The sequence below is a fragment of the Agarivorans sp. Toyoura001 genome (assembly GCF_005405585.1).
In the GTDB taxonomy this organism is placed as follows: Bacteria; Pseudomonadota; Gammaproteobacteria; order Enterobacterales; family Celerinatantimonadaceae; genus Agarivorans.
Genome location: NZ_BJEQ01000013.1, coordinates 17821 through 43728, shown reverse-complemented (window position 1 = coordinate 43728; position 25908 = coordinate 17821). Strand labels below are relative to the sequence as shown.

The window sequence follows — 25908 nt, the reverse complement described above, 5'->3', positions numbered from 1 at the left end:
AGATCCTATGAAACGTGCAATTATTTTAATGCTGGATTCTTTTGGTATTGGTGCCAGCGACGACGCCGACAAGTTTGGTGATGTGGGCGCAAATACGATGCTGCACATTGCCGAGCAATGTGCTTTAGGCAAAGCGGATGTTGGTCGCTCTGGCCCGTTAAACATTCCTAACTTAAACCGTTTAGGTTTAGGTAAAGCCTGTGGCGAAAGTGGCGGGGTATTCCCTCCTGGCCTAGATGCCGAAGTAACACCGATTGGCCACTATGGCTATGCAGCTGAAATGTCGAGTGGTAAAGACACTCCAAGTGGCCATTGGGAAATTGCTGGCGTACCTGTGTTATTTGACTGGGGCTACTTTAGCGACTTAGAAAATAGCTTCCCGCAAAGCTTATTAGATGAGTTAGTTGAGCGTGCTGATCTGCCGGGTTACTTAGGTAATTGTCATGCATCGGGCACCGAAGTGTTAGAACGCTTGGGCGAAGAGCACATGGCCACAGGTAAGCCGATCTTTTACACCTCGGCAGACAGCGTATTCCAAATTGCCGCTCACGAAGAAACCTTTGGTGTCGAGCGTTTGCTTAAGTTGTGTGAGTTAGCCCGAGAGTTGGTAGACAAATACAATATTGGTCGAGTGATTGCGCGGCCATTTGTGGGCGCGAATGCCCAAGAATTTGCCCGCACGGGTAATCGCCGAGATTTATCGGTACTGCCGCCAGCACCTACCTTGTTAGACCGCATGGCAGATGCCGGTGGAGAGGTGGTAAGCATTGGTAAAATTGCCGATATTTACGCTCAACAAGGCATCACTCGCAAGGTAAAAGCCACAGGTTTAGAAGGCCTATTTGACTTAACTTTGAGTGAAATGGATCGCCAAGTTGATAACAGTATTATCTTCACTAACTTTGTCGATTTTGATTCGTCGTACGGCCACCGTCGCGATGTTGCAGGTTACGCAGCGGCCTTAGAGTACTTTGATAAACGCTTGCCTGAGCTACTGGCCCAGTTAAGTGATGACGACATTGTGATCCTTACTGCTGATCATGGCTGTGACCCTACTTGGCCGGGCAGCGATCATACTCGTGAACATATCCCAGTGATTTTTTATGGTAAAAACTTAGGCGCAAAAAATGTTGGTAAGCGCGATACCTTTGCTGACATTGGACAAACCATTGCCGATTACATGAAATTGCCAGCCTTAGAATATGGCAGCAGTTTTTTACAAAAATAATAACTGAGGGTGGTCGCTAATCTGCCGCCACCTCGAACTAACTTTATTTAGGAGTTTATATGGCTACCCCACATATCAATGCTAACCCTGGTGATTTCGCAGAAACGGTTTTAATGCCTGGCGATCCGCTGCGTGCTAAACACATTGCTGAAACCTTTTTGGAAGACGTTGTAGAAGTAACCGGTGTGCGTAACATGCTTGGTTATACGGGCACCTACAAAGGCAAACGTGTTTCTGTAATGGGTTCTGGCATGGGTATTCCAAGCTGTTCTATTTACGCTCACGAGCTATACACTCAGTACGGTGTTGAAAACATTATCCGCGTAGGCAGTGCCGGTGCAGTCAGTAACGACATTCAGTTGCGTGATGTGGTTATTGCCATGGGCGCGTGTACCGATTCAAAAGTAAACCGTAGCCGCTTTAAAGGCCATGACTTTGCAGCTATTGCTAACTACGAGCTATTACGTGCAGCTGTAGACAGTGCTAAAGCACAAGGCATTGATGCAAAAGTAGGTAACATTTTCTCTGCAGATTTATTCTATTCACCAGAACCAGATATGTTCGATGTGATGGAAAAACATAATGTATATGCAGTAGAAATGGAAGCGGCTGGTCTTTATGGCGTAGCGGCTGAATGCGGTAAAGCGGCTTTATGTGTTGTGACTATTTCAGACCATATTCGCAGTGGTGAGCAAACTACCGCTGAAGAGCGTCAAACCACATTTAACGAGATGATTACCCTAACCCTTGAGTCTTTACTTTAGCCTTTAGCGGTATCACTTCTAGCGGCAATGTCCGCTAGAAGTTTCTTCGCTTTCTTCGCTTCTTTACGTTGGGCGCGTTTGTTTATATTAAACAAAGTGGCCAAATGGCGTTTCCTCGACAATACCCGCGTTAACAAAAATCCAATGCTAATCGACATCAAAAACATTATCATGATTTTTGATTGGCCATTAGTGATGTAAGTATTTGCTTCGGCCAGTAAGGTTGTATGCTCTAGAGTTATTCGTAAAAAACCTAAGGTTTCTCCTTTTTCTCCACGAACTTCAGCAATATAAGGGCGCCTGCCTAAACCTTCTAACGGTAAATGGCTATTGCCTGCCAAAGGCAGCAATTGCGAGAGCGGTAAGGCCAGATGAGAAGCGGCTAAGCGAAGCCCTTGATGGTCATAGATGGTGGCATCTTTTACAAAATGTTCTTTGACTAAAGAGTTCACCAACTCGGTTAAATCTTGTTGATTGTCTTCTTCGATGTAGCCTGCTGCATTTAACGCGGCTAAAGAGGTTAACGAGCGCGCCAGTTTTTCGGTTTGGTTTTCGATTAACTGTTCACCGCTGTGTTTTAAATCAACGTAGTAATAAAGTACCCAAACACAACATACAATGGCTAACACCAATTGAGTGAATTGAATAATTCGATAGCGTCTAACTGCAGATTTGGCCACACGAACCTCTTTTTTATGCTTAAAGCCATTGTAGGTGCTTGCCAAACCAAAAAGCAATACGCTATCTTGATGCGCCGCAATTTTTAGAAACAAGGATCTCGTTTTGCAATCACCACATAGTCTTGAAAGCTTACCGCAGTCATTAAGTCAGTGGTCTTTGGCCCTAAAGCAATTTCCATATCGGGTATGTCCTGATGAAGGGCTCTTAGAAACCAGTGGTGCTCTGACTGGTGCGTATATTTTGGTATGGGCAAAAGAATTGTTGATTCCAGACTTCGCCGTTTTGCGTCCACTGGTCGACGATTCTACCGCGTTAAACTTCTGCGGCGTAATGCCGGAAGCGGGAAATATTTGCGTATTGTTGCAAAGTGAAGCTGATACTCAGTGGTGTAAAGAAAAACTCGCGGGTATTGAGTTTAACTTTGATTTGGCTGTGCTAGATAGTCTGCCAGATCTTAGTCAGCCAGGTGTGGTGTTGATGGACATGGATTCCACCACCATTCAAATTGAGTGTATTGATGAAATAGCTGTGTTAGCCAACATCGGCGAGCAAGTGAGCGCGGTTACTGCCGCCGCTATGCGCGGAGAGTTAGACTTTGAGCAAAGCTTACGTAGCCGCGTAGCACTGCTGAAAGATGCGCCTCAAAGTATTCTCAAGCAAGTTGCCGATAACATGCCATTAATGCCGGGCTTAAAATGTTTGATAGAGACAATTCATGATGCTGGCTGGAAGGTGGCGATAGCCTCAGGTGGCTTCACCTATTTTGCCGAGCGCTTACAGCAAGATTTAGGTTTTGATCATGTACAAGCCAATGTACTAGAAATAGAAAATGACACGCTGACTGGCGAGGTATTAGGCCCGGTGGTGGATGCCCAAGCCAAGGCTGATATTCTATTACAACTTAAGCAGCAGTATGCCGCTCAGCAAACAATGGCGATTGGTGACGGAGCTAATGACCTTAAGATGTTGGCAGCGGCTGATTTTGGAGTTGCGATTCATGCTAAACCTTTGGTACAGCAACAAGCACAACTTACCATTAAACACAGTGATTTAGACGGCGCAGTATGTATTTTACGCGCCGCTAAAATGTTAGCTGCTTAGTTTGAGCTGTTGAGGTGCAGCGCTTAAGTTAAAGCGCTGCATCAGTTCTTCGGTGACATCGGTCACTTCAATCACTCCCGCCACACTCCATAGCTCATCTTCTAGTTGTTTAGCGCGATGAATTGCGTAATGGCTAATGTAGTCTAGTTCGCGTTGAATATACTCTGTATCTGGGCGACCTACTCGAGACAATTGTAAACAAAAAGCATTGACTTGGCCTCGACTTAAACTCAAGTTAACAAACTCTCGTAACTGCGCTACCGAAGTAAAATTGTCGCTACAACGTACCGACAACAGCTTGCTGTTGTCTTTAGTACTCACCGTGATCACTTCAATACGCTCAGGGTTGTCACTGGGCGTATGGCTACGTAATTGGGTGGCGAGGAAAGATGCTAAGTTTTCGCTGGCAAGGAACTTGGTTAAATCTGCCTGATGCGAACTGCTATCAATATTCAACCAATTATCACTGGCCTGTGGAATAGAGCCGTAAGTCACGCAACCTACATCAAGTGCGCCCGGTACTTTGTGAATAAACATCGCTCGGCAAAATAGTGGTGCGCATACTATTTGGCGTAGCGCGTCAGACAAACCGGCGATGGTTTTGCCTTCTGGCAGCATTGGCAGTTTGTCTAAGTTGTTATCGATGAGCTGTTTGAAAAAACTTACACCTTGGTGCGAGTGTCCCTTCACTTCAATCACTTTCAAGTTGTATATGGTGTGGCTGTTATTGCAATTCGTTACTTCGTAAGCCAAGTGCTTAAGCTCAAAGCTTTTCACCAGTTTTTGAAACTGCGGCAGGGCAATGTGTACGGTATCGCCAACGGTATAATCCAGCGGTGTCTCGACTTCAATCTTCATTCCGCTGATTGAAAAATCGCTAATCCAACCTGATTCATTATCACCATGATGTTCAACCTCTACTAATGAGCGGTATTTGTAGCGATTCTCTTTGCGTAGCTGCAGATACTTATAGTTTACCTGCTCAAAGTGCTTGCTGGGCTGTTTGCTTTGATTAAACAGCGCAAGTTTATTGGGGTTGCCGTCAAGCGGGTAGGCTAATTGGTAGCTTTGCTCAATATGTAAGTTGGTAACGTCGCTTAACAAACCTACCATGCTTAGGTTTCCTAAGGCTTTAGCTACACGCTCACGCTCAATTTGCGAGTCCTTTTTAGGAAGAGGGGAGCTTACCTCGGCATCGCTGGCCTGAGCCGGGTGATACTGAAACTTGAATACTTTCCAGCTGGGTTTGCGACAGCCAAAAGCAAAATATAATTCTCGAAGTTCTGGGTGCTCGGCCAGTTCCTCACTAGAGGCAGAATAGAAAAATAACTTGTTGTTGGCAGTGTGAGTAAAGCAATAAATTAAGCTTTCCCCTTGGCCCTGCTGCTGATAACGCATCATTCTTGGCGGGTGAAACAACTGCGACAAATGGCTGTTATTGGTTTCATCTCGCCAATAAGACAGCAGTTCTAAATTATTTTGTGTGGCTAACACATAGTTGAGTTGCGCGGGTGTTTCACCAGAAAAATACAACGGCACACTGCTTAAGCGCGGCATTAAATATTGCTCATAACCTTTAGTGATAACCGCTGCAGTGATGTTATCTACATCTACTTTATAGCGCCCACGATAAGAGCGTAAAAAGTTTTTGAAGAAGTTATTAAACTCCTCCCCTGGATCGACCACAATTAAGCGTACCCATTGCTGGCTACCTTTACGGTCGATGCCTACTACTTGGTATTCCGTGCCAGCGCTCAGCACGCGATTAACAAATTCTTTTTCTAAGCCGCTAAAGTAAATGAAGTAATGCTCGCCAACGACAAACTCTCGCTGCGAGTCGACCTTAGCTCTAAGTCCCGAAACTGACATGTTTGAAGTACGAGCATCAAACAATACGCCGTTTACGCCTGCCATTTTTAATGGCGCGGTAAGGTGCATGCGCTCTTCACTGCGCCCGATGTAATGGCCTAAACGTACTGCGCGAGCGACGATATTTTTGGGGCGACGGGCGGCCGCTTCTTGTGGGCTGATATTGTTCTTCTGCATTACCTTGAAGTTATTCTCGGTAGTTTGCAGTTTTTCAAATATGCCTAAGGTGTACTGGTTGTTATAGAGTTTGAGCTGCTGTTTAAAGACTTTAATGGCAATGTCGTCTAGATAGTGTGTTTTACCTTGATAGTGAAACTCTTCACATTCGCCATCTACTTTAGTTCTAAGATCAACCAAGCGTTGGCAAGGAGCCGATAAGCGGTTCATTTCCATTTTTAATAAGAAGCGTTCATTATTAGACAGCTCTTGGGTGGCGCGACTAAATACTTGGTTAAAGTCACTGCTTCCCATTAGTGGTAATAAACGTTCAATTATTGCGTAGTGCTTGGTGTCCGCCATATTGCTGGGTATTATTCCTTAAACGGTTGTTTTGCTGTCAAAACTCTGTCTCAGTCTTTACAATCTTAGATAATAAGCAAAGATTGTGCCTTGTGACTCGGCTAAGGCAAGCATTATTAACAGTATTTTAGCATTATGTGACCGCCCGGAGTGAAAATGGCAAAAGTGAAAACGGCCTATGTGTGTAACGATTGTGGAGCCGATTTCCCTCGTTGGCAGGGGCAATGTGGAGAGTGTAAAGCCTGGAATACCATTAGCGAAGTACGTTTAAGTGCCGCGCCAGCGCGTAATGACCGTTTTACCGGCTACGCTGGCAACGCCACTGGTAAGGTGCAAACGCTTGAGAGTATCGATTTAGCCGAACTGCCGCGATTTTCTACCGGTTTTACTGAGTTTGATCGCGTGCTGGGTGGCGGTGTAGTGCCGGGCAGCGCTATTTTAATTGGCGGAAGCCCTGGCGCGGGTAAAAGTACCTTGTTGCTGCAAACCATGTGTGGCTTAGCGCAAACCATGGATACCTTGTATGTTACGGGTGAAGAATCTTTGCAGCAAATTGCCTTGCGTGCTCAGCGTTTAGGCCTGCCTAAAGACAAACTAAAACTGTTAGCCGAAACCAGTGTTGAGCAAATTGGCCAAGTTGCTTTGGAAGTTAAGCCAAAGATGATGGTGATTGACTCTATCCAGGTGATGCACATGGCTGATATTCAGTCGGCACCGGGTGGTGTAAGTCAAGTTCGCGAAAGTGCCGCTTGGTTAACGCGCTTTGCCAAGCAGCACAATATTGCCATGTTTATGGTGGGGCACGTAACTAAAGACGGATCGTTGGCAGGCCCTAAAGTATTAGAGCACTGTATTGATTGCTCGATTATGCTGGAAGGGGATGCCGACGGCCGTTTTCGCACCTTACGTGGCAACAAAAACCGCTTTGGCGCAATTAACGAGCTCGGCGTATTTGCCATGACAGAGCAAGGCATGCGTGAAGTGTCTAACCCATCGGCGATATTCTTATCGCGTGGCCAAGAAGCCGCTCCTGGCTCGGTGGTAATGGTGGTGTGGGAAGGCACACGCCCTTTGTTAGTAGAAATTCAAGCCTTGGTCGATTACAGCCAAATGGCCAATCCACGCCGAGTTGCAGTAGGTTTAGAACAAAACCGGTTAGCCATGTTGTTAGCGGTTATGCATCGCCATGCTGGCGTACAAATGTCTGATCAAGATGTATTCACCAATGTTGTAGGCGGAGTACGAGTAGCTGAAACAGGGGCTGATTTAGCGCTATTGGTTGCTATGGTATCGAGCTTTAGAAATCAAGTATTACCGCAAGATTTAGTGGTATTTGGTGAAGTAGGATTATCGGGAGAGATTCGCCCGGTGAGTAATGGGCAAGAGCGTTTAAACGAAGCATCTAAACATGGTTTTAAACGAGCGATTGTGCCTTTAGGCAATCGGCCAAAACAGCCGATTGCAGGTTTAGAAGTGATAGCGGTAAGTAAACTCGCAGAGGCGCTAGAAGCGGTTTAGTCTTGTTGCTGCTTTTGATCAATCAAGTGCTCTAACTCGCGATGCAGTAAATCGTCGTCACCTAAATTTAATTCGATTAGGCGCTTGAGGTGGCTGGCACTTTCAATGTCAATGTGAACACAGCGCAAACCAAGTTGCTGGTTACGTTCGTGTTTTACTTCAACATCCATAGTAATACTTAGCTCATCGATTGCTACATCACTTAAACTAAAGCTTAAGGTGAGTTGAGTAAGGGTGCTATCCCAGTCATTAGGCAAGGTGACTAATGCTCCTTGCAACGATAAATCCAACAGTTGGCATGACCAAGATTGCTCCCCATGATTCAAGTAAGCGGGGCGATCAAATAGAACTCGCAAAAATTGGCGGCGCTCGTGCATACTGGGTTTCCTATTTCTCTTATAATCTAAGCTTAAGCCTAGCTTAATTACGGCAAAGTTGCAGCTAAGCCATCGCTATTTAACGTAAACTTAAGTTAACTGATTATTGAGCCCGCAAGACAACAATAAAGCGCTGCTTTTTAAGGGCTTATTGTGAAACGCTGCTAACGAATAATAAACGTCGATAGCAGAGTATTGATTCGCCTAATTGGGCGCTCGCAATATGTGTCTAAATGAATGGAGTTGATAAAACGAGTGTTAATGAGATGAGGCCATGGATTAAAACAGCCCTGTTGCTAATGGCAGCAAGTTTTTTGATTGCGGCCAAACCCAACTTGGGAGGTTTTAAACCCGAACAAGTATGCCAAGCTGCAATCGCTAGTTTGCAAGGCGTTGAGCCTCACTTGGTTCGCCAGTACCGGCGTAACGGTGACACTATGCAACTTCGTTTGAGCCAAGGTGGCAACACGCACAGCTTTTATTGTGAACTGCAAGCCGACAATGTGCTGTGGCGGCGATCTGCAGATAGTGTGTGGCAGCAAAGTCCCAGTGTAGGTTTCGCTTATAACTCTAGCGGTAAAAAGCTGGTGATTAAACACACTTTAGGTTCGGCTCAGCTAGCAGAGTTTAGCTTTCGTGGTGAAGATTTTTAAACCAACCTCCAATCTGCTCGCTGTAACACTAGGGCTAAAGTGAGTTAAATCTCGCGCCTAGTGGTGAAACTGTGTCGCATAATTTGCAATTTATGGTTCAAGATGTTGCTTATTTGGCTTTTAGTAGTTCATAAATCTTGATTGATTGGCTTGTTGCTTGTATTCTTTCGCGAAAATTTATTCACCTTTAGTGAATACAACTACTAGATTTACATATTCGAGTGATTTTGTATGCGTGAAGCGGAGACGGCACCTATGCCAACAGCTAGCTCAACTAGCCCCCAAAAAAATGTAGCAGCCTGGAAATTTGTTATACCTTCGCTGCTAGGTATCTTCCTATTTATGCTACCGCTGCCTTACGACGGTTCTTACACCATACCGGTGGCTATTTTAGCCAAAGCGTTAGTGGCGGTTTTGGGTGACAGCGCGCTATGGGTATTGGTGGGTTTGATTAGCATTAGCGCTGTAATGTCGACCTATACTTTACTGGCTAAACCCGCTTTTCTAGGTAAAAATGCCTTGCTAACCTCTTTGTTTCAAGTGTCAAAGGCTTGGTACTCAGTAAGAATGCTCGGTTGGCTATTGGTGTTAGTGTGTGCTTTTAAAATAGGCCCTGAAGCCCTGTGGTCTGGTGACACCGGCGGTCTAATTTTAGGTGACTTGCTGCCAACGTTATTAAGCGTGTTTATTTTTGCTGGCTTATTGCTGCCACTATTACTTAACTTTGGTTTACTTGAATTCATTGGCACTTTGCTCACTAAAGTGATGCGCCCGGTATTTGGTTTGCCAGGGCGCAGTGCCGTTGATTCAATGGCATCTTGGCTGGGTGACGGTAGTGTGGGAATACTGTTGACCAATAAACAGTATGAAGAAAAACACTACACTCAACGCGAAGGAGTAGTGATTGCGACTACATTCTCTGCAGTGTCTATTACCTTTAGCTTGGTGGTATTGGCACAGGTAAACCTTGAGCATATGTTTGCCCCATTTTACCTAACGGTTTGTGTTGCGGGTCTTGCTGCCGCAGTGATTGTTCCACGCTTACCGCCTTTGTCTGGTTTTAAAGATCAGTTTATTGATGGCAGTAAACGCCAGCAAGATGATGAAATGATCCCCAGTGGCTACAACAGTTTTACTTGGGGTTGGCAGCAAGCTTTAACCCAAGCTGGTCGCGCTAGCCATCCGAAGCAACTGGTTAAACAAGGCATGCACAACGTACTAGATATGGTGCTTGGTGTGCTGCCAGTCATTATGGCGGTGGGTACAGTAGCTTTAGTTGTGGCTGAGTACACGCCTATCTTTAGCTATTTGGGTAAGCCCTTTATTCCGCTATTAGAACTGCTGCAATTGCCTGAAGCTGCGCGTGCTTCTGAGACGCTAGTGGTGGGGTTTGCTGATATGTTCATCCCATCCATTCTAGCGGCTTCTATTGAAGCCGATATCACTCGCTTTGTTATCGCAGCAGTGTCGGTCACTCAGTTAATTTACTTATCTGAAGTGGGTGCGCTTATTATGGGCAGCCAATTACCGGTTAAATTATGGCAATTGTTCGCTATTTTCTTAATCCGTACGCTGGTGACGTTACCCATTATCAGCTTAATGGCGCATTTGTTCTTTTAAACCCGTTTGCTCGCTAGGCTACTGGCGAGCAGTTTTTACCTAGCTTAGTGGAGATTGTAATGACTTATCGTGCTGCGGTATTTGATATGGACGGTTTGTTACTCGACAGTGAGCGTCTTGCTTATGATACCTTTGCTGCGGCCTGTGGTGACTTGGGTTTAGAGTTTAAAGAGCAAGTTTACCTTGGCATTATTGGTTCTAATGCTGAGAAGATAAAACAGATCATCTGTGCTGGTTATGGTGAACATTTAGCTTACGATGAGTTGCGCGCTTGCTGGTTGGAAAAATACCATGCGGTTATTTTACATAAACCGGTACCGGTTAAAGTCGGCGCTGTTGCGCTACTTAAGTGGTTGCGCTCACAGTCGATTCCCTTGGCTGTAGCTACCTCATCGAATCGCCACGCTGCCGAAACTAAATTAGCAAACGCAGGCTTAATCGACTTCTTTGACAGCATTTCTTCAGGCTGCGAAGTGACTTATAGCAAACCCCACCCTGAGATATTTTTAACGGCGGCCAATGCCTTAAATATTCAAGCCGAAGATTGTTTAGCCTTTGAAGATTCAGACAATGGTGTAAGAGCGGCTGTAGCAGCGGGTATGCGGGTTTATCAAATTCCAGACCTGATACCACCTAGCGAGCAGCTTAAACAGTTAGGTCATCAAATTCGACCTTCTTTGCATGAAGTATTAAGCGAATTACGTTAGCAGCGTTTTTTTGACGCCAAGTGCTGGCATTGTTTTTGCTCATTAGTGATTATTAGGATCAGTGATGAGCAACTTATGATAGAAATTCAAATTAGTAACAATGTGCAAGCAAGCTTGCCACGAGAGTTACCTTCCCTAGAAAATGCCTCCGTTCGCCATAGCTGGAGTGCGCATTCTTTTGCAGTTGGCTCGCATGAATGTTTAGCAGTGTTAGAGCGCGCCAGCGGTTACGTGATGTTGTTTTTTGATTTACACCAAGATGATTACCAAAACTTTTCTCGCGTATGGCAGTTACGAGTATTAACCGAAGCTATCGCCGTTGCTGATTTACAAGACGAAGAAGTGGACGCCTTAAAACAAAATATGTTGGCTGACTTTCAGAATGTGTTGGTAACCGACGGGGTAAATCACCCGGTAGCGCCGCAATTAGAGAAGGTTAAGGCTTTAGTACTGGCCATGGCTAAACGAGAAACCAAGGTGCCTAACCAACAAATGGAAGAGTTTCGTTGGGGAGTCATTTTAAACGATTACGCCCAGCGCCAAACTGGCATTAGCCCATATCAAAAAATGCAGCAGCAATGGCAAGCAATGGCGGCTTCGGCTCAGCTTAGCCAACTGACTGCTGCACCAATTCCTAGCCCAGTATTGCACTAGTTAAAAATTAGTCAAAATACTTGCGGCGAGTCATTATTTACTGCTTAATCAGTTCTTTAGCCGAATGATTGAGCAGTAAATTGGCCTTACCTTCCTCACAAAATTCTCAGCTCTATGTGGGCCTGCTAAGCTCGGTAGCCGCCTCCTGCATGTTTGCTTTTTTACCTTGGTATATCCATCAATTTCCCCTAGAGCCAAATAGCGGTAACTGGTTAGCTGCGCAACGTATTGTATGGAGTTGTTTATTGATGCTGATTGGCTTAGGCCTAATGAAGCAACTTCCTCTGATCGTAAGCCAATTGGTTAATGTTAAAGCTTGGCCACGATTGATGGTCGCCTCAATATTAGTGGGTTTGCAATTCTGGCTATTTATTTGGGCACCAGCCAACGGGCAAACATTGCCAGTTGCATTGGGCTACTTTTCTTTGCCGTTGGTATTGGTGTTGGTAGGACGATTTGTTTACCAAGAGCGACTCAGTCGCGTTCAGTGGGTGGCCGTATGTGTAGCAGGATTGGGGGTTGCTTATGCTTACCTAATGGCTGATGGCTTATCATGGGTGGTGTTGCTGGTAGCCTTTGGATACCCCTTATATTTTATGTTGCGACGTAAGTATCCGCTGCCAAGCCATATCGCATTCACCGTAGACAACTTATTGTTGTTGCCACTGGCGATTGTGTATCTATTGCTCAATGACGGTGTAAGCGTTGAACAAAGCCAAATAGTCAGCTTTTATAATCACTCCCCTTGGCTCTATTATTTTGGTTTAGGTATTGCTGGTACAGTGCCTATGCTGTTGTTTTTATTGGCATCTAACCACTTACCGCTTAGCTTGTTTGGCTTAATGGGCTATTTAGAGCCAGTTTTGGTGTTTAGTGTAGGCTGGCTATTGGGAGAGCGTTTATCTGCCGAGCAATGGCCAACCTATATATTGATAGTGCTGGCCTTACTGTTATTGGCAATTGATGGCAGTAGAAGAGGATTTAAACGTAAAGCTAGCGTAAGTTTAAACTAACCGTAATAGGGCGGTGATCTCCGCCCATCGACTCCAATACCATTGCTCGGGTTACTTCAAAATGTTTCGAGGCCAGTAGGTGGTCGATTCTTGCGCCATGCCATGAAGTATATTTGGTGTAATTTACGCCGCTACCGGCAATATCAATCGCATTATTTAACTCTGCTAAATGGCGCTGATAGATATTTTCATAGGTGGTCATATTGAAATCACCAGCGGCGATAAAGTTAGCCTGTTGCTTGGCCCATGATGCCAACAATGAAGCTTGCATGTTGCGGGCAAAGTGCAGATTGGCAAATTCTTCAGCGGCGACACTCCGGTGTATCAAGGCATTAATAGTAGGGCGTGGGGTATCCATGTGGATGTTGGCAAGTTGCAGTGTGGTATCGCCAATTTGAGTTTGGTAAAACACCGCAAATTTTCCCCAACCGCCAAAGGTCTCCCGTGACAAACTCCCCTGATGCTCAATTGGGGTTCTACTCACTGTACACAGGTGATCACAATGGCTAAACCAGCTGTCATCAAAGATTTGCCCAACACGTTCCGGTTTTGACTCCTGCATAAACACAACATCTGGTTGCAGCTGAGCCACCAAGGTTCGAATCTGTTCTGAACTGGCCCCATTACCGTTGTTTAAGGACAACACGGTAAATTCGCCAGCACTTTGATTAGGCAGTGCGAGCTGAACATCTTGAAACTGAACAAAAATTACCGCGCAAAGTGCCCAAGACAAATATTGCCACTTGGTCATTATGCTTAAGAACACGACTGGACTTAACAACACTAAAATCGCCCACCAGCGGGGTGAAAATAACATTAAATAACTGAGCGAGATACCCCAAGTGGTATCGGGTAAATATTCCAAAATGAGGATCAGTGCTGCTAACAGCAAACTGATAAGAGAAAGTATAACGGATGATGCTTTTAGCAGTTTATTCATGGGTTTACAGAGACTGTCCTTAGTCGTACGAGATGCTGTAATTATTGTTGCACGAGGAAAGTCAAAATATAGCAAAAACACGTCGTTTAAGCGTAATAAAACTCGATTAGTATTATTAACCACTAAAACGTAAACAATATGTAACAGTTAGTGAAGAGCCTTTTTGCTGTTATTGGCATATTTGTTAAAAACCAGGTTGATTTAAAATGGTATCTAAGCAAGGATCTGTAGCGGAAATAGAGTTCGATATTAAGAACTTAAGCTTAAAAAAAACCAAGGTGGGTGTTTTGCTTCAACTGTTGTTGATTTTGTTTGGTGCGGTGGTGTTGTTTTTTAGTCGGCGTGATAACAACGAGCGCACATGGCTACGCTTGCCAACACTAAAAGATTACCAACAGCGCTACCCTGAAAAGGTGGAGAGCGAAGCCACTATTCGTTGTATTCATTGTAATAGCAACCAAACTTGGGAGTACGGCTTAGAAAGCTTAATGGATTACCGTCGAGAATGTGTTTGTTTAGAGTGTGGCCACCGGTTGTGGCGTACTGAACAAGAGAGCCTAGCCGTACAACAAACCAAGTGTGTTAGTACTTCTTAACCCTACCACCTAAACCGAGCGGTATATTCAACTCGGTTTACCGCTTTACTCATTTCTTAGTATGCTCAAAAATACTGGTGAATAGAACAAGCATTGGCGCTCTATTCTCCGCTCAAATATTTATATCGCTTGCCTTGGTACTTAATCCCTAATTACCCACTTTCACTCAATGGTGACTTCAGCAGAGGAAAACTGACTCGGCCAGGTTTGATTACGGCCAGCTTGTTTAGCTTGATACAAGGCCATATCTGCACGTTGAATCCAATCGTCGATACTTTCACCATCTTTAATCACCGAAATTCCGGCACTAAAGCTAACGCTTAATTGCTCTGGCGCTATTATCTTGGCGATGGTACTCACCAGCTTCTCGCTGGTTTTGTAAGCCATGTCAAAGTCAGCATCGTGAAAAAGAATTAAGAACTCTTCCCCTCCATAACGAAATACTCGGTCGTTGACTCGAGTATTCTGCTGCAGAAAATGAGCAAACCACACCAGTACTTGATCCCCTACATTGTGCCCTAGTTGATCGTTCACTTGTTTAAAGTGGTCTAAATCTAATAACACAATCGCTGCTTTAATGCCGCTGCGCTTATCTTGCTGTTTTGCCTTTAATAGTTCATCGAATAGGGCTCTGCGGTTGTAACAGCGAGTGAGCGAATCTTTAAAGGCGAGATCTTTTAGCTCGTTATGTTGTTTAACCAACACCCTTGCTAAGCCCCAAGCGAATATGTGGGTAGCAAGGATCCCGATGCCAAAACGTATACCTTGATGAATACCCAGATGGTTAACCCCAAGTACAACCGCCACAATACTCACTGCTAACACTAAGCGTTCCGCCACCTTTAACGGTAGGTGAATAAAACAAGCAAGAATTAACGGCGGGACAAAAAATTCACCATGCATATCATGGCGGGTTAGTGCTAATAACACTGGCGGAATTGCTAGCAGCAAAAACCACACATCGGCTATTTTGTAACTCTGTGAGTCTGGTTGAGTGAATAATAAAAATAATGAAACCAAAATGGCAAATGTGCAGGGAAGAACCACTAAGCCATACCAAAAAACGCCACCAAAAAGGTGAACGTAAGAGAAATAAATACAAGGAATTAAACCGGCCAAGTGCATAACAAGGCTCATTTTTCTTTCTGTAAATTCTGCTGGAGACCAGTCAGACACCATAGTGCGAAACCTTTGCCAAACTGCAAATTGATGAGAAGGGAACAACTTAACTTATGTTATTAAAAGTAAACTCTTTTTGTGCGTTTCGTCAAATAATTAGTGAGGATTATTGCGGTTTAGCGCGCAGGGTTCTGGTGCCTTTTAGTTGGCTAAAGGCTTGCTCTAGAATGAGAGAAATAAACGCTTGTAAGGGAGTGCTGGTTCGCAGGTTAGTGGAGTATGCAGCGTACATAGGTCGCCATAGTGCTTGTTTAAACGATCGTAGGCTAATGAATTGCTGGGCCGCATAATGCTCCACAGCCCAATAAGGCATGGCTGCCACACCCATTCCTGCTGCAACCATTTGTAGCAGCATGGCGGGGTTGTCGGCATGCTTCCATTGCTTTGGTTCAATGTTGGCGGGCGCGAGTATGTGTTGGTGCAGGTCTAATCGTTGCAGCGCTACTGGGTAGCTAATAACCGTTTCACCGACTAAGTCTGCAGCTTGAATGCTTTGGTGCTGACTTAAACGATGCTGCGGAGGGCAAATTAATACCATTTCATATTCAAATAATGCCTGATAATGAATCTGCTGATCTACTTTCACATTGGAGGTGAGGAGTAAATCTGCTTCACCACTTTGCAACAGCGGCAACCCGTTGTAGTCCTTATCTTGGCAAAAGCTACTGCTAACCTGTGGCCAGGTGTGTTGAAATTGCTGCAAGCTAGGCAGTAACCACTGAAAGCAAGCGTGACAATCGACACTAATGTTCAATCGACTCTGTTGCTGATGAGAGTGTAAGAGTGTTTGCTCCGCTTTTTCTATTAGCGGCAATACTTGTGTGGCAAGGGATAACAATTGGCAGCCTTGCTCGGTAAGCGCCAAAGGTTGCTGTTTTCTTACGACTAAGCTGGCTCCAATGCGCTGCTCAATATCTTTTAGCTGATGAGATAACGCAGAATCAGTAATAAACAGCTTAGCGGCCGCTGCTTTTAGTGAAGAACTATTGGCGATAGCTTTAATACTGCGTAAGTGTTTTAACTCTAACATGTGTGCCTTGCCCTCCATTTCTTAACACTAAGTTGCCAGCTTAAGCATGGCTACTCAGCTTGTATAGCGTGAGGCTTAGTTACTTAGTTAATCATGAATAATATTCAATTTTGCAAATAAGTTGTTCGCTTTCAAGCCTTGCTAATTTGGGTATGAGATTGATGGTGTTGAATAAACTTCAATTTCACTTGATAGCTTTTCAATTGTATTGCTTGGTTCGACTAGTCACTATGGATTTATATACATCTAGACGGCTAAAAGGATTATTGAAATGAGCATTACACACGTATTGGGTTATCCGCGAATAGGTAAGCAGCGAGAGCTAAAGTTTGCCTTAGAAAGTTACTGGCGCGGTGAGTCATCGCAGCAGCAACTACTTGAAGTAGGCAAAACAATTCGCCAACAAAATTGGCAAGCCCAGCAAGACAGTGGTCAGGCTTGGGTAACGGTAGGTGACTTTGCTTGGTACGACCAAGTGCTGAATACTTCACTGCTATTAGGCAATGTGCCGAAGCGTCATCAGTCAGATGAGATTACCTTAGACAGCACATTTGCAGTGGCTCGTGGCCAGCAAGGTTGTGGTTGTAACCATGCTGCGTCTGACATGAGTAAATGGTTTAACACTAACTACCACTACATTGTTCCTGAGTTTTCTGAAAAGACTGAATTTAGCTTACAGTGGCAACAATTGTTTGATGAAATTAAAGAAGCACTAGCCTTAGGGCACGAAGTTAAACCGGTTATTCTTGGCCCTGTATCGTATTTATACCTAGGTAAAAATGATGATGCAGCAGAAGACGGCTTTCAACGTATCTCTTTGCTTCCACAATTGCTTACCGTTTATCGCGAGATTTTCCAAAAAATCGCTGATTTAGGCATTGAGTGGGTGCAAGTTGATGAGCCAGTGCTTGGTTTGGAGCTAGAGCCGCAGTGGCAAGCAGCCTTGCTAGACGCCTACAGCACGCGCATAAGCTCTAGTAAGTTACTTCTTACCAGCTACTTTGCCGATGTGCTTTATAACGCTGAAGTAATTAAACAGTTGGCCGTAGACGGTTTACACCTAGATTTAAGTGCTGCACCAGAGCAATTGGAGCAAGTGCTCACTTGGCTGCCAGAGCATTGGGTGCTGTCGGCTGGCGTAGTTAATGGTCGCAATGTATGGCGCGCTAACTTACCGCAGCTTATCGAGCAATATAGTTCACTGAAAGTGCGCTTAGGTGAACGTTTGTGGTTTGCTTCATCATGTTCGTTGCTGCACAGCCCACTTGATTTAGAAAGTGAAACAGATTTAGGCGATGCAAAATTCCGCTTAGCCTTTGCAGAGCAAAAACTAACAGAGCTACAAATATTAGATGATGCCTTAAATGGCGACGCTGATGCCTTACGTTTATCGCGCCAATACAGCGCTGCTTTGCAATCGCTTAGTAATCAGAAAAATACAGAACTACAGCAGCGTATAGAACAGCTGGCGCCGGAACAGCGCGAGCGTAAGTTAGCGTTTACTCAGCGCCAAGCTATTCAGCAACAAAGCTTACAATTGCCACCACTGCCAACTACTACGATTGGTTCGTTTCCGCAAACCAATGAAATTCGCCGTCAACGTCGTGAATACAAAGCTGGTGAGTTAAGCCAAGTGGATTACGATGCCGCGTTAGCAAAACACATTGCCGATGCTATTGAGCGCCAAGAGAAGCTAGGCCTAGATGTATTAGTACATGGCGAAGCTGAGCGAAATGACATGGTGGAATACTTTGCCGAGTTATTAGATGGCTTTATCGCTAGCCGTTTTGGCTGGGTGCAAAGCTACGGTTCACGCTGCGTGAAACCGGCAATCATTGTTGATGATATCGAGCGCTCTAAACCATTAACGCTTGAGTGGACCAACTACGCACAATCACTCACCAAGAAGCCAGTAAAAGGCATGCTTACAGGACCGGTAACCATTCTTACTTGGAGCTTTGCTCGTGAAGACATTAGCCGAGCAGAAATTGCCGAACAAATAGCTTTGGCTTTGAATGATGAAGTGGCTGAGCTGCAACAAGCAGGTATTCAGGTTATTCAAATTGATGAGCCAGCTATTCGCGAAGGTATGCCGCTTAAGCGCAGCGAATGGCAGCACTATCTAGATTGGGCAGTATCAGCCTTTAAATTGTCTGCAGCTAGTGCTCAACCTGAAACCCAGATCCATACGCATATGTGTTACAGCGAGTTTAACGACATTATGCCCTCCGTTGCAGCGCTAGATGCCGATGTATTAACCATTGAAACCTCACGTTCGGCAATGAGTTTGCTGCAGGCTTTTGAGCACTTTGAGTACCCCAATGAAATTGGTCCGGGCGTTTACGATATTCACTCGCCAAACATTCCAAGCATTGCTGATATAAAAGGCTTAATCGATAAAGCCGCCGAGTGGATCCCTCATCAGCGTTTATGGGTAAATCCAGATTGTGGCCTTAAAACCCGTAATTGGGAAGAAACCGAAGCTGCCCTTAAAAACATGGTGTTAGCGACTAAAGAGTTACGCGCCAGCTTAGTATAGTTTTAGCGTTGCAGAGCAATAGCCCCTTTAAATAAGGGGCTATTCTGCCCATGACTCAACACCAGTTTGCGCCTACACTAGAAGCTATCCAATCGTGTTGCGAGTTTCTATGCCAAAGGCCAAGTTTGTTTCCGGTGATATTTTTCGCCACATAGTGGTGATGTCTTCAACCAATGCTATTGGTTTAACTGCTCTTTTTCTCGTTGATTTGGCCGATCTATTTTTCATCAGTTTACTGGGGGAAGCAGAGCTGGCTGCCGCGGTAGGTTACGCTGGAACTATCGCATTTTTTACTACCTCTATTTCCATTGGTTTATCCATTGCTATGACCGCGCTGGTCTCTAAGGCCATTGGCCAGCAAGACAAAGCTAGAGCTAGGCAACTGGTCACCAATATTCTGTTTACTGGCTTTATCATTAGCGCATCCTTTGCCGCTTTAGTGTGGTATTTCGCCCCTGAATTATTAAGCCTTATTGGTGCTAAAGCGCGTACCCATGAGCTGGCGGTAACTTATATTCGTATTTTGCTGCCTTCATTGCCGATACTGGGTTTAGCCATGAGTGCTGGCGCAGCATTGCGCTCGGTGGGCGATGCCAAGCGAGCCATGTGGTCTACTTTGGCTGGGGGAGGGGTGAATGCTGTTCTTGACCCTATTTTCATTTTTGCCCTTGGTTTAGGTTTGCCAGGAGCGGCTATTGCGTCTGTTATCGCTCGTTTTGTGGTGGCTGGTGTCGCGCTATACGGCGTGGTGTACGAGCATAACCTGTTTGCTCGATTCAGCGGGCAAAGGTTGCTGGAAGATTTACGCGGTATTTTAAAAGTAGCTGGCCCTGCGATGATGACCAATGTAGCAACGCCGCTCGGAAATGCTTATGTTACTGCCGCGATTGCGGTTTTTGGCGATGCTTACGTTGCTGGTTGGGCTGTGGTTGGACGGATCATGCCGGTGGCCTTTGGGATGATTTTCTCCTTATCTGGTGCTATTGGCCCGATAGTCGGACAAAACTTTGGTGCCCATTATTACGATCGCGTTCGTGAAGCACTGAGCAAGGCTTTATGGTTTAACGGTGGCTTTGTGGTCGTGGTATCTCTGCTTATGTTATTGGGCCAAAACCACATCATTAGGGTGTTTGGAGTGGGTGGGGAAGCCGCCACAGTGATCGCCTTTTTTTGTACGTGGATTAGCTTTAGTTTTGTATTTAACGGCGCCATGTTTGTGGCCAACGCCGCCTTTAATAATCTAGGTTATCCCAGCACATCTACCATGCTCAATTTTGGTAAAGCAACTTTAGGCACCATGCCGTTTGTATATTTAGGCGGGGAGTGGTTTGGCCCATTAGGTGTGCTGGGTGGGCAAGCCTTAGGCACCGTTGTGTTTGGCTTGTTGGCCTTAAGAATGGCGTTTTATGTGGTAGGTAAAGTGACCGATAAACATCAATCTCACATTACAGAGCAAGAGCAAGCAATGGAGCCAAGTGTGCCGCTTACCCCATTTTGTTCTAGTCGCGCCTACATGTGCGCCGAAGCGGAAGTGGACAACATAAGCAACGGCGAAGCTGAACCTGCGCAAGCCAAGTCTTAAGCTGCCGAGGCGGGTCGCCCATCAAAGCGATCGCCCAATAGGTTTAGCAATTCAGCATGGCCTTCAATAACCGCCACAATGATTTTGCCTTGCTTGTATTTAGCGCTGATCATTACCCGGCCTTGCTGGGTTTTTACTTGATCTTTAAGCACCAGTGATTGTAGCTGATAGGGCTTATCTTCAGGGTAAAATAGCAGGGTCACTTCACTTAAGCTGACTGATGGAGTGTTCATCTTTATGCCCTTTAATATGTTACTCATACAAATAACGGTAGCAGGCTACTGATAGATCACTGCATTTTGTTGTCAGGCTTAATATGCAGCCTGTAAACAATCGTTGACTTCTAAAGCTAGCTCGCTAATCTGGCTGAAAAAAGGGGAAATGAATGACGTCTCAAACCTCAGCAAGCATGCTGTTATTCGATTTAGACGATACTTTGGTTGATGATGCCATCGCCACTGAAACCGCGGCTAAAGCGCTGTTTACACACTACCAACCAGAGCTCGAAGCTGAAGCAATGAGCCATTGGCGTCGCGCGCTTAAACAGCATTATCCCGCTTTTTTGCAGGGCCAGTTAAGTGCTGCAGAAATGCGCCAAGCGCGCGCCCGCGAAGCCTTACAAAAACCTGAATTAAGCGATAAGCAAGCTGAAGACGCTTTTGAGTATTTTATGCAGCAATATATAGCTGCCACTCAGCTTTACCCCGATACTTTAGTTTGTTTAGACAAATTGCGTCAGCAAGGGTGGCGATTAGCATTGGTCTCGAACGGCCCAGAAGATATGCAGCAGCGTAAGGTTAGAGCGGCTGGTCTTACTCACTATTTTGAGTTTGTATTAACTGCCGAAGCGGCCGGTTCCGCTAAACCTGATCCCGCCATTTTTGATAAAGCCCTCGCTATGGCCAAGCTTTCTGCCAAAGATTGCTGTTATGTGGGGGATAACTTTAAAAATGACGCTCAAGGGGCTGAAGCAGCTGGCCTTACTAGTGTATGGTTACAGCGCCAAGTCGCTGGTGAAGTAGTTGCTCAACCTTTTGATAATGTGACTTGGCAAATTTCGGGTCTTTCTCAATTATTGGAATGTGTTCGCTTGGCGTAGCGCTGGCGCAAACAGGTTTAAGAGGTGGTTTTGTATTTAACGCAAGGGAAATGGTTAAAGGAGTACCATGGCAGTTAGTGGTTTGTGGGATTGGTTAGCCGACAGTGTTCATTTCTACCGTCGGCACTTTATGGCTATTGCTTTAATGGTGTTGCCTTTTGCAATCCCCTTTGCGGCAATTCAAAGTATGTATGTACAGAACTTACCCGAAGAGTCGGCGATTAATTATTGGATGTTTGTTGGCTTGGGCTTGTTAATGCAGCCAATCTACCAAGGCGCAATCATTCTTTATATGCGAAGTCACATTAAGCAACAGCCGTGGTCGATTAGTCGTTGCTTTGAAGCTGCCCTGAGCATCTGGCCCAGTTTATTTTTAGTAATTGCCATGACTTTTAGCTTAGTGATGTTAGGGCTGAGTTTTTTTGTTTTGCCGGGCATTGTTATCGCCAGCCGTTTAATTGTGGCCGATTTGCACTGCGTATTACATAGAACTACACCGCTGCAAGCGATTAGCGCCAGTTGGAAACAAACCGAAGAATACAAGTGGCCACTATTAGCTGGTGTGATTATTGTAGCTGGAGTCACTATGATTCCTGTATGGGGCGTTCATCGTTGGTTGTTGGCGCAGCAAGCCAGTGAAGTACTGGTGTTTAGTAACCGAGTGCTAGGACAAATACTTGAAGCATTCTTTCTAGTATTTGCTTATCGGGCTTATAGTGCCATGAACAGTGAGAGTGAGGCCAGCTAACATAAGCATTCAGCCTTTAACATTAGCGACTTACCCAGACCCTGTGCTTAAACAAGTGGCAGGCCTTGTGCGCTTTCCTTTAAATGAGCAAGAACTGGCATGGATAGAACGTTTACGTTTTACCATGTTAGACGCTCAAGGTGTAGGTATAGCCGCGCCGCAAGCAGGAAAGTCGTGGCAGTTAATGATTGTGGCCAGTAAGGCAAATCAGCGTTATCCCGATGCCCCAAATCTGCCGGCCTTTGAAATTTGTAACCCTAAGATTGTCGCGTATAGCGAACAGCAAGAGCTTGGTTGGGAGGGATGCTTAAGTGTGCCAGGTAAGCGAGCGAAGATTGCTCGGGCTAGCGAAATTATGCTGCGTTATCAAAACGTGCAAGGCGAGTATTTAGAAGCGCGCTATAGTGGTTTTGTTGCCAGGATCATTCAACACGAGTATGACCACTTACAAGGTATTTGTATTGTTGAACGGGTACCTGATGCGGCGTGTCTTATCTCTGAACAAGACTACCAGCAACAGTTTATGCCGCAGTAAATTGCTGGTTTGCTTGTAAGGTATAACCTGCAAGTGCCAAGCGCTGTACTAATTGGTTTTGGTTGAGCTCGTAAAAATGGCATAACTCCTCAAAGCTCGAAAAGTCATTTCTCACCTGCATGTTAATAATGCTCAGTAAGATATTAATATCCATTGTTTGTACACGGTTTTGGTCTAACATTTATCCGCTCCTTAATGCTGAGGAGTAGGGCTTAAACCCCATTTTACCCAAGCTTTTTCATGGAAGAAGTAGGCCACGCTGTTCACTGCAGGCTCTACAATAGCTACTAAACCACCAATCATAATATCGCCAGTTAATAACCAAGTGACCAAAAAAGCGATGCTAAAGTGCATGCTGGCAAAAGTTATTGTTTTAATCATTTGTCTGTCCCCTCTTTAATCTATATCTAAATGATAATCATTATCATTTGATGGTTCAAGTAGTTTTTGATGTTTTTTTAATCTTTGTTGAAACGCTACTGTGGTGAAGTGTAAAGCCAGGCTAAAAAATCATGAGTTGATGTATACTTAAGGCATTGTAAGTAGTGTAAGATGCCGCGCTAACTTGATCAGGGAAGAGCTATGTTTCGACGTTTTAGTGTTTTTTGGCTCCTGCTGTTAATTGCAGGCTGTTCTACCATTATTGTTAATCAATTCGACCAGCGCTTTGGCAAAGCCTCTGTGCAACCCCGCGTGTTTTCTGAAAATTATCCTCCAGCCGCTGAGTTTTTGAGTGAGGTTAAACCGATCCTCGATCAACGCTGCGTTATGTGCCACGCCTGTTACGACGCGCCCTGCCAATTAAAACTAACCTCAGCTGCTGGCATCGACCGGGGTGTTACTACTGCTCGCGTTTATCATGGAAGCCGGGTTACTGCTGCGCCAACAACACGTTTATATACCGATGCTAAATCTACTCAAATGTGGCGTCAAAAAGGGTTTAATCCGGTATTAAATGAACGGGTTCAAACTGAAGAGGCAAACCTTGAAGCGGGCGTAATGTATCAAGCGTTAAAACAAAAGCGCAGCTATGTAGATCCCGGCGATGAGATCCTCGACCCCGAAGCGTTTGACTTCGCATTGGATAGAACCCAGCAATGTGTAGGCATTGAGGGTTACGCTAAGGTGCAAGCATCTCACCCTGAGTGGGGCATGCCTTACGGCTTGCCCGAGATAAGCGATGAGGAGTTCGATACACTCACCGCTTGGTTAGCTAGTGGTGCTCCAATGGCTGATGACTTAAGCGCCCATAACAAACTAATGGATAAGGTTGAACAATGGGAAGCCTTGTTAAATGGCGATTCAAAAAAACAACGCCTGATGGCCCGTTATATTTACGAGCATTTGTTTATAACCCACCTTTATTTTGCTGACGATCCCAATACTCGTCCGGCCTTTTTTAAGCTAGTTCGCTCGCGCACCGCGCCGGGCAATCCTATTGATCAAATTGCTACTCGCAGACCTTATGATGATCCAAAAGTTGAGCGAGTTTATTACCGCCTTGCGCCAGAACGTGAAAGCATAGTGGTAAAAACGCATATTCCTTACCGTTTAGATCAGGCTCGCGCCGAGCGTTGGAAAAACTGGTTTTTGGGTGATGATACGGTCGTGAATGAGCTGCCTGGTTATGAACCTAAAGTGGCTGGCAACCCATTTGTGGCCTTTCAGGATCTCACCGTTAATGGCCGTTACCGCTTTATGTTAGACGATGCGGAAACCTTCATTATGGGCTTTATGAAAGGCCCAGTATGTAGAGGTCAGGTCGCGCTCAATGTGATTCAAGATCATTTTTGGGTGTATTTTGCTAATCCAGATAACCGCTATGAACAGCAACAAGCAAAGTTTTTGGTAGAGCAAAGTGAACATTTACGCATGCCTTCTGTGGAGCAAAGTAATGTACTGCCAATTAGTACTTGGATCAGCTATTCCAAGCGTCACCGTAAATACATTAAAGCCAGTATTGAAGAAGCGAAAAACTGGTTAAATAAAGACGATAGCCTATTGAACTTAGATTTACTTTGGGATGGTGATGGTGACAACCCCAACGCTGCATTAACCATATTTCGTCACTTTGACAGTGCCAGCGTACTCAAAGGCACTGTAGGTAAACAACCTAAAACAGCATGGGTAATTGATTATTCCTTATTTGAGCGTATTCATTATTTATTGGTGGCTGGCTTTGACCCTTATGGCAATTTAGGTCATCAGTTAGTTACGCGCTTGTATATGGACTTTTTACGTATGGAAGGCGAGGGCAGCTTTACTTCTTTGTTACCTGCCGAAATGCGTTACGACGAACTACGCAGCTGGTATGTGGGAGCCGATAAACAAATTGTTGATTTTGTAGAGTCTCGTCCACAAGAAGCATTTTTTAAAAGCGCAGTTGAATACCGAGATGACTTACCCTATAAACAGCAACTGTTTGATATGCTTGATGAGAAGCTAGCGTCGGCATTACCTAAGAAACATGATATTACCTTCCCTAAGTTTTCTCGCGAAATCAGCGACTTTGCGATTCAGATAGATGCTTGGAAAGGAGGGGCGGTTAAACTGTTACCGCAGGTGGTGTTTATTCAAGTGGATGAACCGAGTAAAACTGAACCCGAGTATTTCACCTTATTGCGACACAATGCGCATACCAACATCTCTAGTTTATTCCTAGAAGACGATAATCGTATCCCAGACCAAGATCATGTTTCTTTGTTACCCGGTATAGTGGGGGCTTATCCTGGCGCATTTTGGCAGGTACAGAAATCTGAACTTAAACGCTTGCAGCAGCAACTTGTGCATGTGAATGACGAAGCTTCATATCAAGCCTTTATGAAGCGCTATGGTATTCGCAGAACAAGCCAAGAGTTCTGGCCATTTAGCGACCGTTTGCATCAAGCATACCTACAAGCAGAGCCGCTTGAGTCTGGAATATTGGATTACAGCCGTTTAGAAAATCGCTAAGCCA

25 protein-coding genes are annotated in these 25908 nt (G+C 45.0%); 16 read left to right on the top strand and 9 right to left on the bottom strand.

All coding sequences use genetic code 11. The features are described 5' to 3' along the window. Positions 1 to 7: 7 nt before the first annotated feature. Complete coding sequence (locus FFR00_RS14955; protein WP_137674225.1) at positions 8 to 1228, top strand: phosphopentomutase; 1221 nt, start codon at positions 8 to 10, stop codon at positions 1226 to 1228. Positions 1229 to 1287: 59 nt separating this feature from the next. Then, positions 1288 to 1992 carry a purine-nucleoside phosphorylase gene (deoD, locus tag FFR00_RS14950; protein ID WP_137674224.1) on the top strand — a complete coding sequence of 235 codons (705 nt, stop codon included), beginning with the start codon at positions 1288 to 1290 and terminating at the stop codon, positions 1990 to 1992. On the opposite strand, the gene FFR00_RS14945 is transcribed toward deoD, so the two are convergent. Beyond that, entirely contained in the window at positions 1989 to 2765 is a 777-nt protein-coding gene (locus tag FFR00_RS14945) for a YtjB family periplasmic protein (protein WP_137674223.1), read from the bottom strand. The genes deoD and FFR00_RS14945 overlap by 4 nt on opposite strands. A 10-nt stretch (positions 2766 to 2775) precedes the next feature. Between FFR00_RS14945 and serB the strand changes: the two genes are divergently transcribed. Next, the gene (gene serB / locus FFR00_RS14940; protein WP_235836241.1) at positions 2776 to 3774 is read left to right on the top strand and encodes a phosphoserine phosphatase SerB; all 999 of its coding nucleotides are present in this window, start codon (positions 2776 to 2778) and stop codon (positions 3772 to 3774) included. On the opposite strand, the gene FFR00_RS14935 is transcribed toward serB, so the two are convergent. Then, the gene (locus tag FFR00_RS14935) at positions 3763 to 6162 is read right to left on the bottom strand and encodes a PilZ domain-containing protein (RefSeq protein ID WP_137674222.1); all 2400 of its coding nucleotides are present in this window, start codon (positions 6160 to 6162) and stop codon (positions 3763 to 3765) included. The two genes, serB and FFR00_RS14935, sit on opposite strands and share 12 nt — an antisense overlap. Positions 6163 to 6318: 156 nt before the next feature. Here FFR00_RS14935 and radA point away from each other — a divergent pair, with 156 nt between their 5' ends. Next, positions 6319 to 7680 carry a DNA repair protein RadA gene (gene radA / locus FFR00_RS14930; RefSeq protein ID WP_137674221.1) on the top strand — a complete coding sequence of 454 codons (1362 nt, stop codon included), beginning with the start codon at positions 6319 to 6321 and terminating at the stop codon, positions 7678 to 7680. Here radA and FFR00_RS14925 read toward each other — a convergent pair. After that, complete coding sequence (locus FFR00_RS14925; RefSeq protein ID WP_137674220.1) at positions 7677 to 8057, bottom strand: PilZ domain-containing protein; 381 nt, start codon at positions 8055 to 8057, stop codon at positions 7677 to 7679. The two genes, radA and FFR00_RS14925, sit on opposite strands and share 4 nt — an antisense overlap. A gap of 299 nt (positions 8058 to 8356) precedes the next feature. Between FFR00_RS14925 and FFR00_RS14920 the strand changes: the two genes are divergently transcribed. From FFR00_RS14920 to rarD, 5 genes are all read left to right on the top strand, one after another. After that, positions 8357 to 8710 (top strand): hypothetical protein, encoded by a 354-nt coding sequence (locus FFR00_RS14920; protein WP_137674219.1) that lies wholly within the window; start codon positions 8357 to 8359, stop codon positions 8708 to 8710. A 255-nt stretch (positions 8711 to 8965) separates the two neighbouring features. Beyond that, positions 8966 to 10330: a YjiH family protein gene (locus FFR00_RS14915; RefSeq protein ID WP_235836240.1), complete on the top strand. Its 1365-nt coding sequence runs from the start codon at positions 8966 to 8968 to the stop codon at positions 10328 to 10330. Positions 10331 to 10389: 59 nt separating this feature from the next. Next, the gene (locus FFR00_RS14910; RefSeq protein ID WP_137674217.1) at positions 10390 to 11037 is read left to right on the top strand and encodes an HAD family phosphatase; all 648 of its coding nucleotides are present in this window, start codon (positions 10390 to 10392) and stop codon (positions 11035 to 11037) included. Between the two features lie 75 nt (positions 11038 to 11112). After that, entirely contained in the window at positions 11113 to 11691 is a 579-nt protein-coding gene (locus tag FFR00_RS14905; protein WP_137674216.1) for a hypothetical protein, read from the top strand. Positions 11692 to 11759: 68 nt separating this feature from the next. After that, a complete protein-coding gene (gene rarD, locus FFR00_RS14900) occupies positions 11760 to 12704 on the top strand; it encodes an EamA family transporter RarD (protein WP_235836239.1) in 945 nt (314 codons plus the stop codon). On the opposite strand, the gene FFR00_RS14895 is transcribed toward rarD, so the two are convergent. Beyond that, the gene (locus FFR00_RS14895) at positions 12685 to 13644 is read right to left on the bottom strand and encodes an endonuclease/exonuclease/phosphatase family protein (RefSeq protein ID WP_137674215.1); all 960 of its coding nucleotides are present in this window, start codon (positions 13642 to 13644) and stop codon (positions 12685 to 12687) included. The genes rarD and FFR00_RS14895 overlap by 20 nt on opposite strands. A 206-nt stretch (positions 13645 to 13850) precedes the next feature. On the opposite strand from FFR00_RS14895, the gene FFR00_RS14890 reads away from it, so the two are divergent. Beyond that, positions 13851 to 14240, top strand: a complete 390-nt coding sequence (locus FFR00_RS14890; RefSeq protein ID WP_137674214.1) for a hypothetical protein — start codon at positions 13851 to 13853, stop codon at positions 14238 to 14240. Positions 14241 to 14402: 162 nt separating this feature from the next. Here FFR00_RS14890 and FFR00_RS14885 read toward each other — a convergent pair whose 3' ends face one another. Next, positions 14403 to 15419 (bottom strand): GGDEF domain-containing protein, encoded by a 1017-nt coding sequence (locus tag FFR00_RS14885; RefSeq protein WP_137674213.1) that lies wholly within the window; start codon positions 15417 to 15419, stop codon positions 14403 to 14405. A 106-nt stretch (positions 15420 to 15525) separates the two neighbouring features. Continuing rightward, the gene (locus FFR00_RS14880) at positions 15526 to 16449 is read right to left on the bottom strand and encodes a LysR substrate-binding domain-containing protein (RefSeq protein ID WP_161985180.1); all 924 of its coding nucleotides are present in this window, start codon (positions 16447 to 16449) and stop codon (positions 15526 to 15528) included. 271 nt (positions 16450 to 16720) lie between these two features. On the opposite strand from FFR00_RS14880, the gene metE reads away from it, so the two are divergent. Together metE and FFR00_RS14870 are read left to right on the top strand one after the other, a co-directional pair. After that, positions 16721 to 18988, top strand: coding sequence for a 5-methyltetrahydropteroyltriglutamate--homocysteine S-methyltransferase (gene metE / locus FFR00_RS14875; RefSeq protein WP_137674211.1), 2268 nt, complete (start codon positions 16721 to 16723; stop codon positions 18986 to 18988). Between the two features lie 109 nt (positions 18989 to 19097). Then, on the top strand, positions 19098 to 20570 hold the full coding sequence (locus FFR00_RS14870) for an MATE family efflux transporter (RefSeq protein ID WP_137674210.1): 1473 nt from the start codon (positions 19098 to 19100) through the stop codon (positions 20568 to 20570). On the opposite strand, the gene FFR00_RS14865 is transcribed toward FFR00_RS14870, so the two are convergent. Further along, positions 20567 to 20803, bottom strand: coding sequence for a DUF2375 family protein (locus tag FFR00_RS14865; RefSeq protein ID WP_161985179.1), 237 nt, complete (start codon positions 20801 to 20803; stop codon positions 20567 to 20569). The genes FFR00_RS14870 and FFR00_RS14865 overlap by 4 nt on opposite strands. 152 nt (positions 20804 to 20955) lie before the next feature. Between FFR00_RS14865 and FFR00_RS14860 the strand changes: the two genes are divergently transcribed. The 3 genes from FFR00_RS14860 to FFR00_RS14850 all read left to right on the top strand — a co-directional run bounded on the left by FFR00_RS14860 (position 20956) and on the right by FFR00_RS14850 (position 22952). Further along, positions 20956 to 21669, top strand: a complete 714-nt coding sequence (locus tag FFR00_RS14860; protein ID WP_137674208.1) for an HAD family hydrolase — start codon at positions 20956 to 20958, stop codon at positions 21667 to 21669. Between the two features lie 67 nt (positions 21670 to 21736). Beyond that, positions 21737 to 22417 carry a hypothetical protein gene (locus tag FFR00_RS14855; RefSeq protein WP_137674207.1) on the top strand — a complete coding sequence of 227 codons (681 nt, stop codon included), beginning with the start codon at positions 21737 to 21739 and terminating at the stop codon, positions 22415 to 22417. After that, on the top strand, positions 22404 to 22952 hold the full coding sequence (locus tag FFR00_RS14850) for a peptide deformylase (protein WP_161985178.1): 549 nt from the start codon (positions 22404 to 22406) through the stop codon (positions 22950 to 22952). Before FFR00_RS14855 ends, FFR00_RS14850 begins: the two co-directional genes overlap by 14 nt. Here FFR00_RS14850 and FFR00_RS14845 read toward each other — a convergent pair. Both FFR00_RS14845 and FFR00_RS14840 read right to left on the bottom strand, forming a co-directional pair. Then, positions 22939 to 23133 (bottom strand): DUF4250 domain-containing protein, encoded by a 195-nt coding sequence (locus tag FFR00_RS14845; protein WP_137674205.1) that lies wholly within the window; start codon positions 23131 to 23133, stop codon positions 22939 to 22941. The genes FFR00_RS14850 and FFR00_RS14845 overlap by 14 nt on opposite strands. A gap of 11 nt (positions 23134 to 23144) precedes the next feature. Continuing rightward, positions 23145 to 23333, bottom strand: a complete 189-nt coding sequence (locus tag FFR00_RS14840) for a DUF2061 domain-containing protein (protein WP_137674204.1) — start codon at positions 23331 to 23333, stop codon at positions 23145 to 23147. A 201-nt stretch (positions 23334 to 23534) separates the two neighbouring features. Here FFR00_RS14840 and FFR00_RS14835 point away from each other — a divergent pair, with 201 nt between their 5' ends. After that, on the top strand, positions 23535 to 25904 hold the full coding sequence (locus FFR00_RS14835) for a fatty acid cis/trans isomerase (RefSeq protein WP_137674203.1): 2370 nt from the start codon (positions 23535 to 23537) through the stop codon (positions 25902 to 25904). Positions 25905 to 25908: the final 4 nt, after the last annotated feature.

Coding starts and splice junctions, on each gene's coding strand:
- FFR00_RS14955 (WP_137674225.1), top strand. CDS start 8: ATGAAACGTGCAATTATTTTAATGCTGGATTCTTTTGGTATTGGTGCC.
- deoD (WP_137674224.1), top strand. CDS start 1,288: ATGGCTACCCCACATATCAATGCTAACCCTGGTGATTTCGCAGAAACG.
- FFR00_RS14935 (WP_137674222.1), bottom strand. CDS start 6,162: ATGGCGGACACCAAGCACTACGCAATAATTGAACGTTTATTACCACTA.
- radA (WP_137674221.1), top strand. CDS start 6,319: ATGGCAAAAGTGAAAACGGCCTATGTGTGTAACGATTGTGGAGCCGAT.
- FFR00_RS14925 (WP_137674220.1), bottom strand. CDS start 8,057: ATGCACGAGCGCCGCCAATTTTTGCGAGTTCTATTTGATCGCCCCGCT.
- FFR00_RS14920 (WP_137674219.1), top strand. CDS start 8,357: ATGGCAGCAAGTTTTTTGATTGCGGCCAAACCCAACTTGGGAGGTTTT.
- FFR00_RS14915 (WP_235836240.1), top strand. CDS start 8,966: ATGCCAACAGCTAGCTCAACTAGCCCCCAAAAAAATGTAGCAGCCTGG.
- FFR00_RS14910 (WP_137674217.1), top strand. CDS start 10,390: ATGACTTATCGTGCTGCGGTATTTGATATGGACGGTTTGTTACTCGAC.
- FFR00_RS14905 (WP_137674216.1), top strand. CDS start 11,113: ATGATAGAAATTCAAATTAGTAACAATGTGCAAGCAAGCTTGCCACGA.
- FFR00_RS14895 (WP_137674215.1), bottom strand. CDS start 13,644: ATGAATAAACTGCTAAAAGCATCATCCGTTATACTTTCTCTTATCAGT.
- FFR00_RS14890 (WP_137674214.1), top strand. CDS start 13,851: ATGGTATCTAAGCAAGGATCTGTAGCGGAAATAGAGTTCGATATTAAG.
- FFR00_RS14885 (WP_137674213.1), bottom strand. CDS start 15,419: ATGGTGTCTGACTGGTCTCCAGCAGAATTTACAGAAAGAAAAATGAGC.
- FFR00_RS14880 (WP_161985180.1), bottom strand. CDS start 16,449: ATGTTAGAGTTAAAACACTTACGCAGTATTAAAGCTATCGCCAATAGT.
- metE (WP_137674211.1), top strand. CDS start 16,721: ATGAGCATTACACACGTATTGGGTTATCCGCGAATAGGTAAGCAGCGA.
- FFR00_RS14870 (WP_137674210.1), top strand. CDS start 19,098: ATGCCAAAGGCCAAGTTTGTTTCCGGTGATATTTTTCGCCACATAGTG.
- FFR00_RS14865 (WP_161985179.1), bottom strand. CDS start 20,803: ATGAACACTCCATCAGTCAGCTTAAGTGAAGTGACCCTGCTATTTTAC.
- FFR00_RS14860 (WP_137674208.1), top strand. CDS start 20,956: ATGACGTCTCAAACCTCAGCAAGCATGCTGTTATTCGATTTAGACGAT.
- FFR00_RS14855 (WP_137674207.1), top strand. CDS start 21,737: ATGGCAGTTAGTGGTTTGTGGGATTGGTTAGCCGACAGTGTTCATTTC.
- FFR00_RS14845 (WP_137674205.1), bottom strand. CDS start 23,133: ATGTTAGACCAAAACCGTGTACAAACAATGGATATTAATATCTTACTG.
- FFR00_RS14840 (WP_137674204.1), bottom strand. CDS start 23,333: ATGATTAAAACAATAACTTTTGCCAGCATGCACTTTAGCATCGCTTTT.
- FFR00_RS14835 (WP_137674203.1), top strand. CDS start 23,535: ATGTTTCGACGTTTTAGTGTTTTTTGGCTCCTGCTGTTAATTGCAGGC.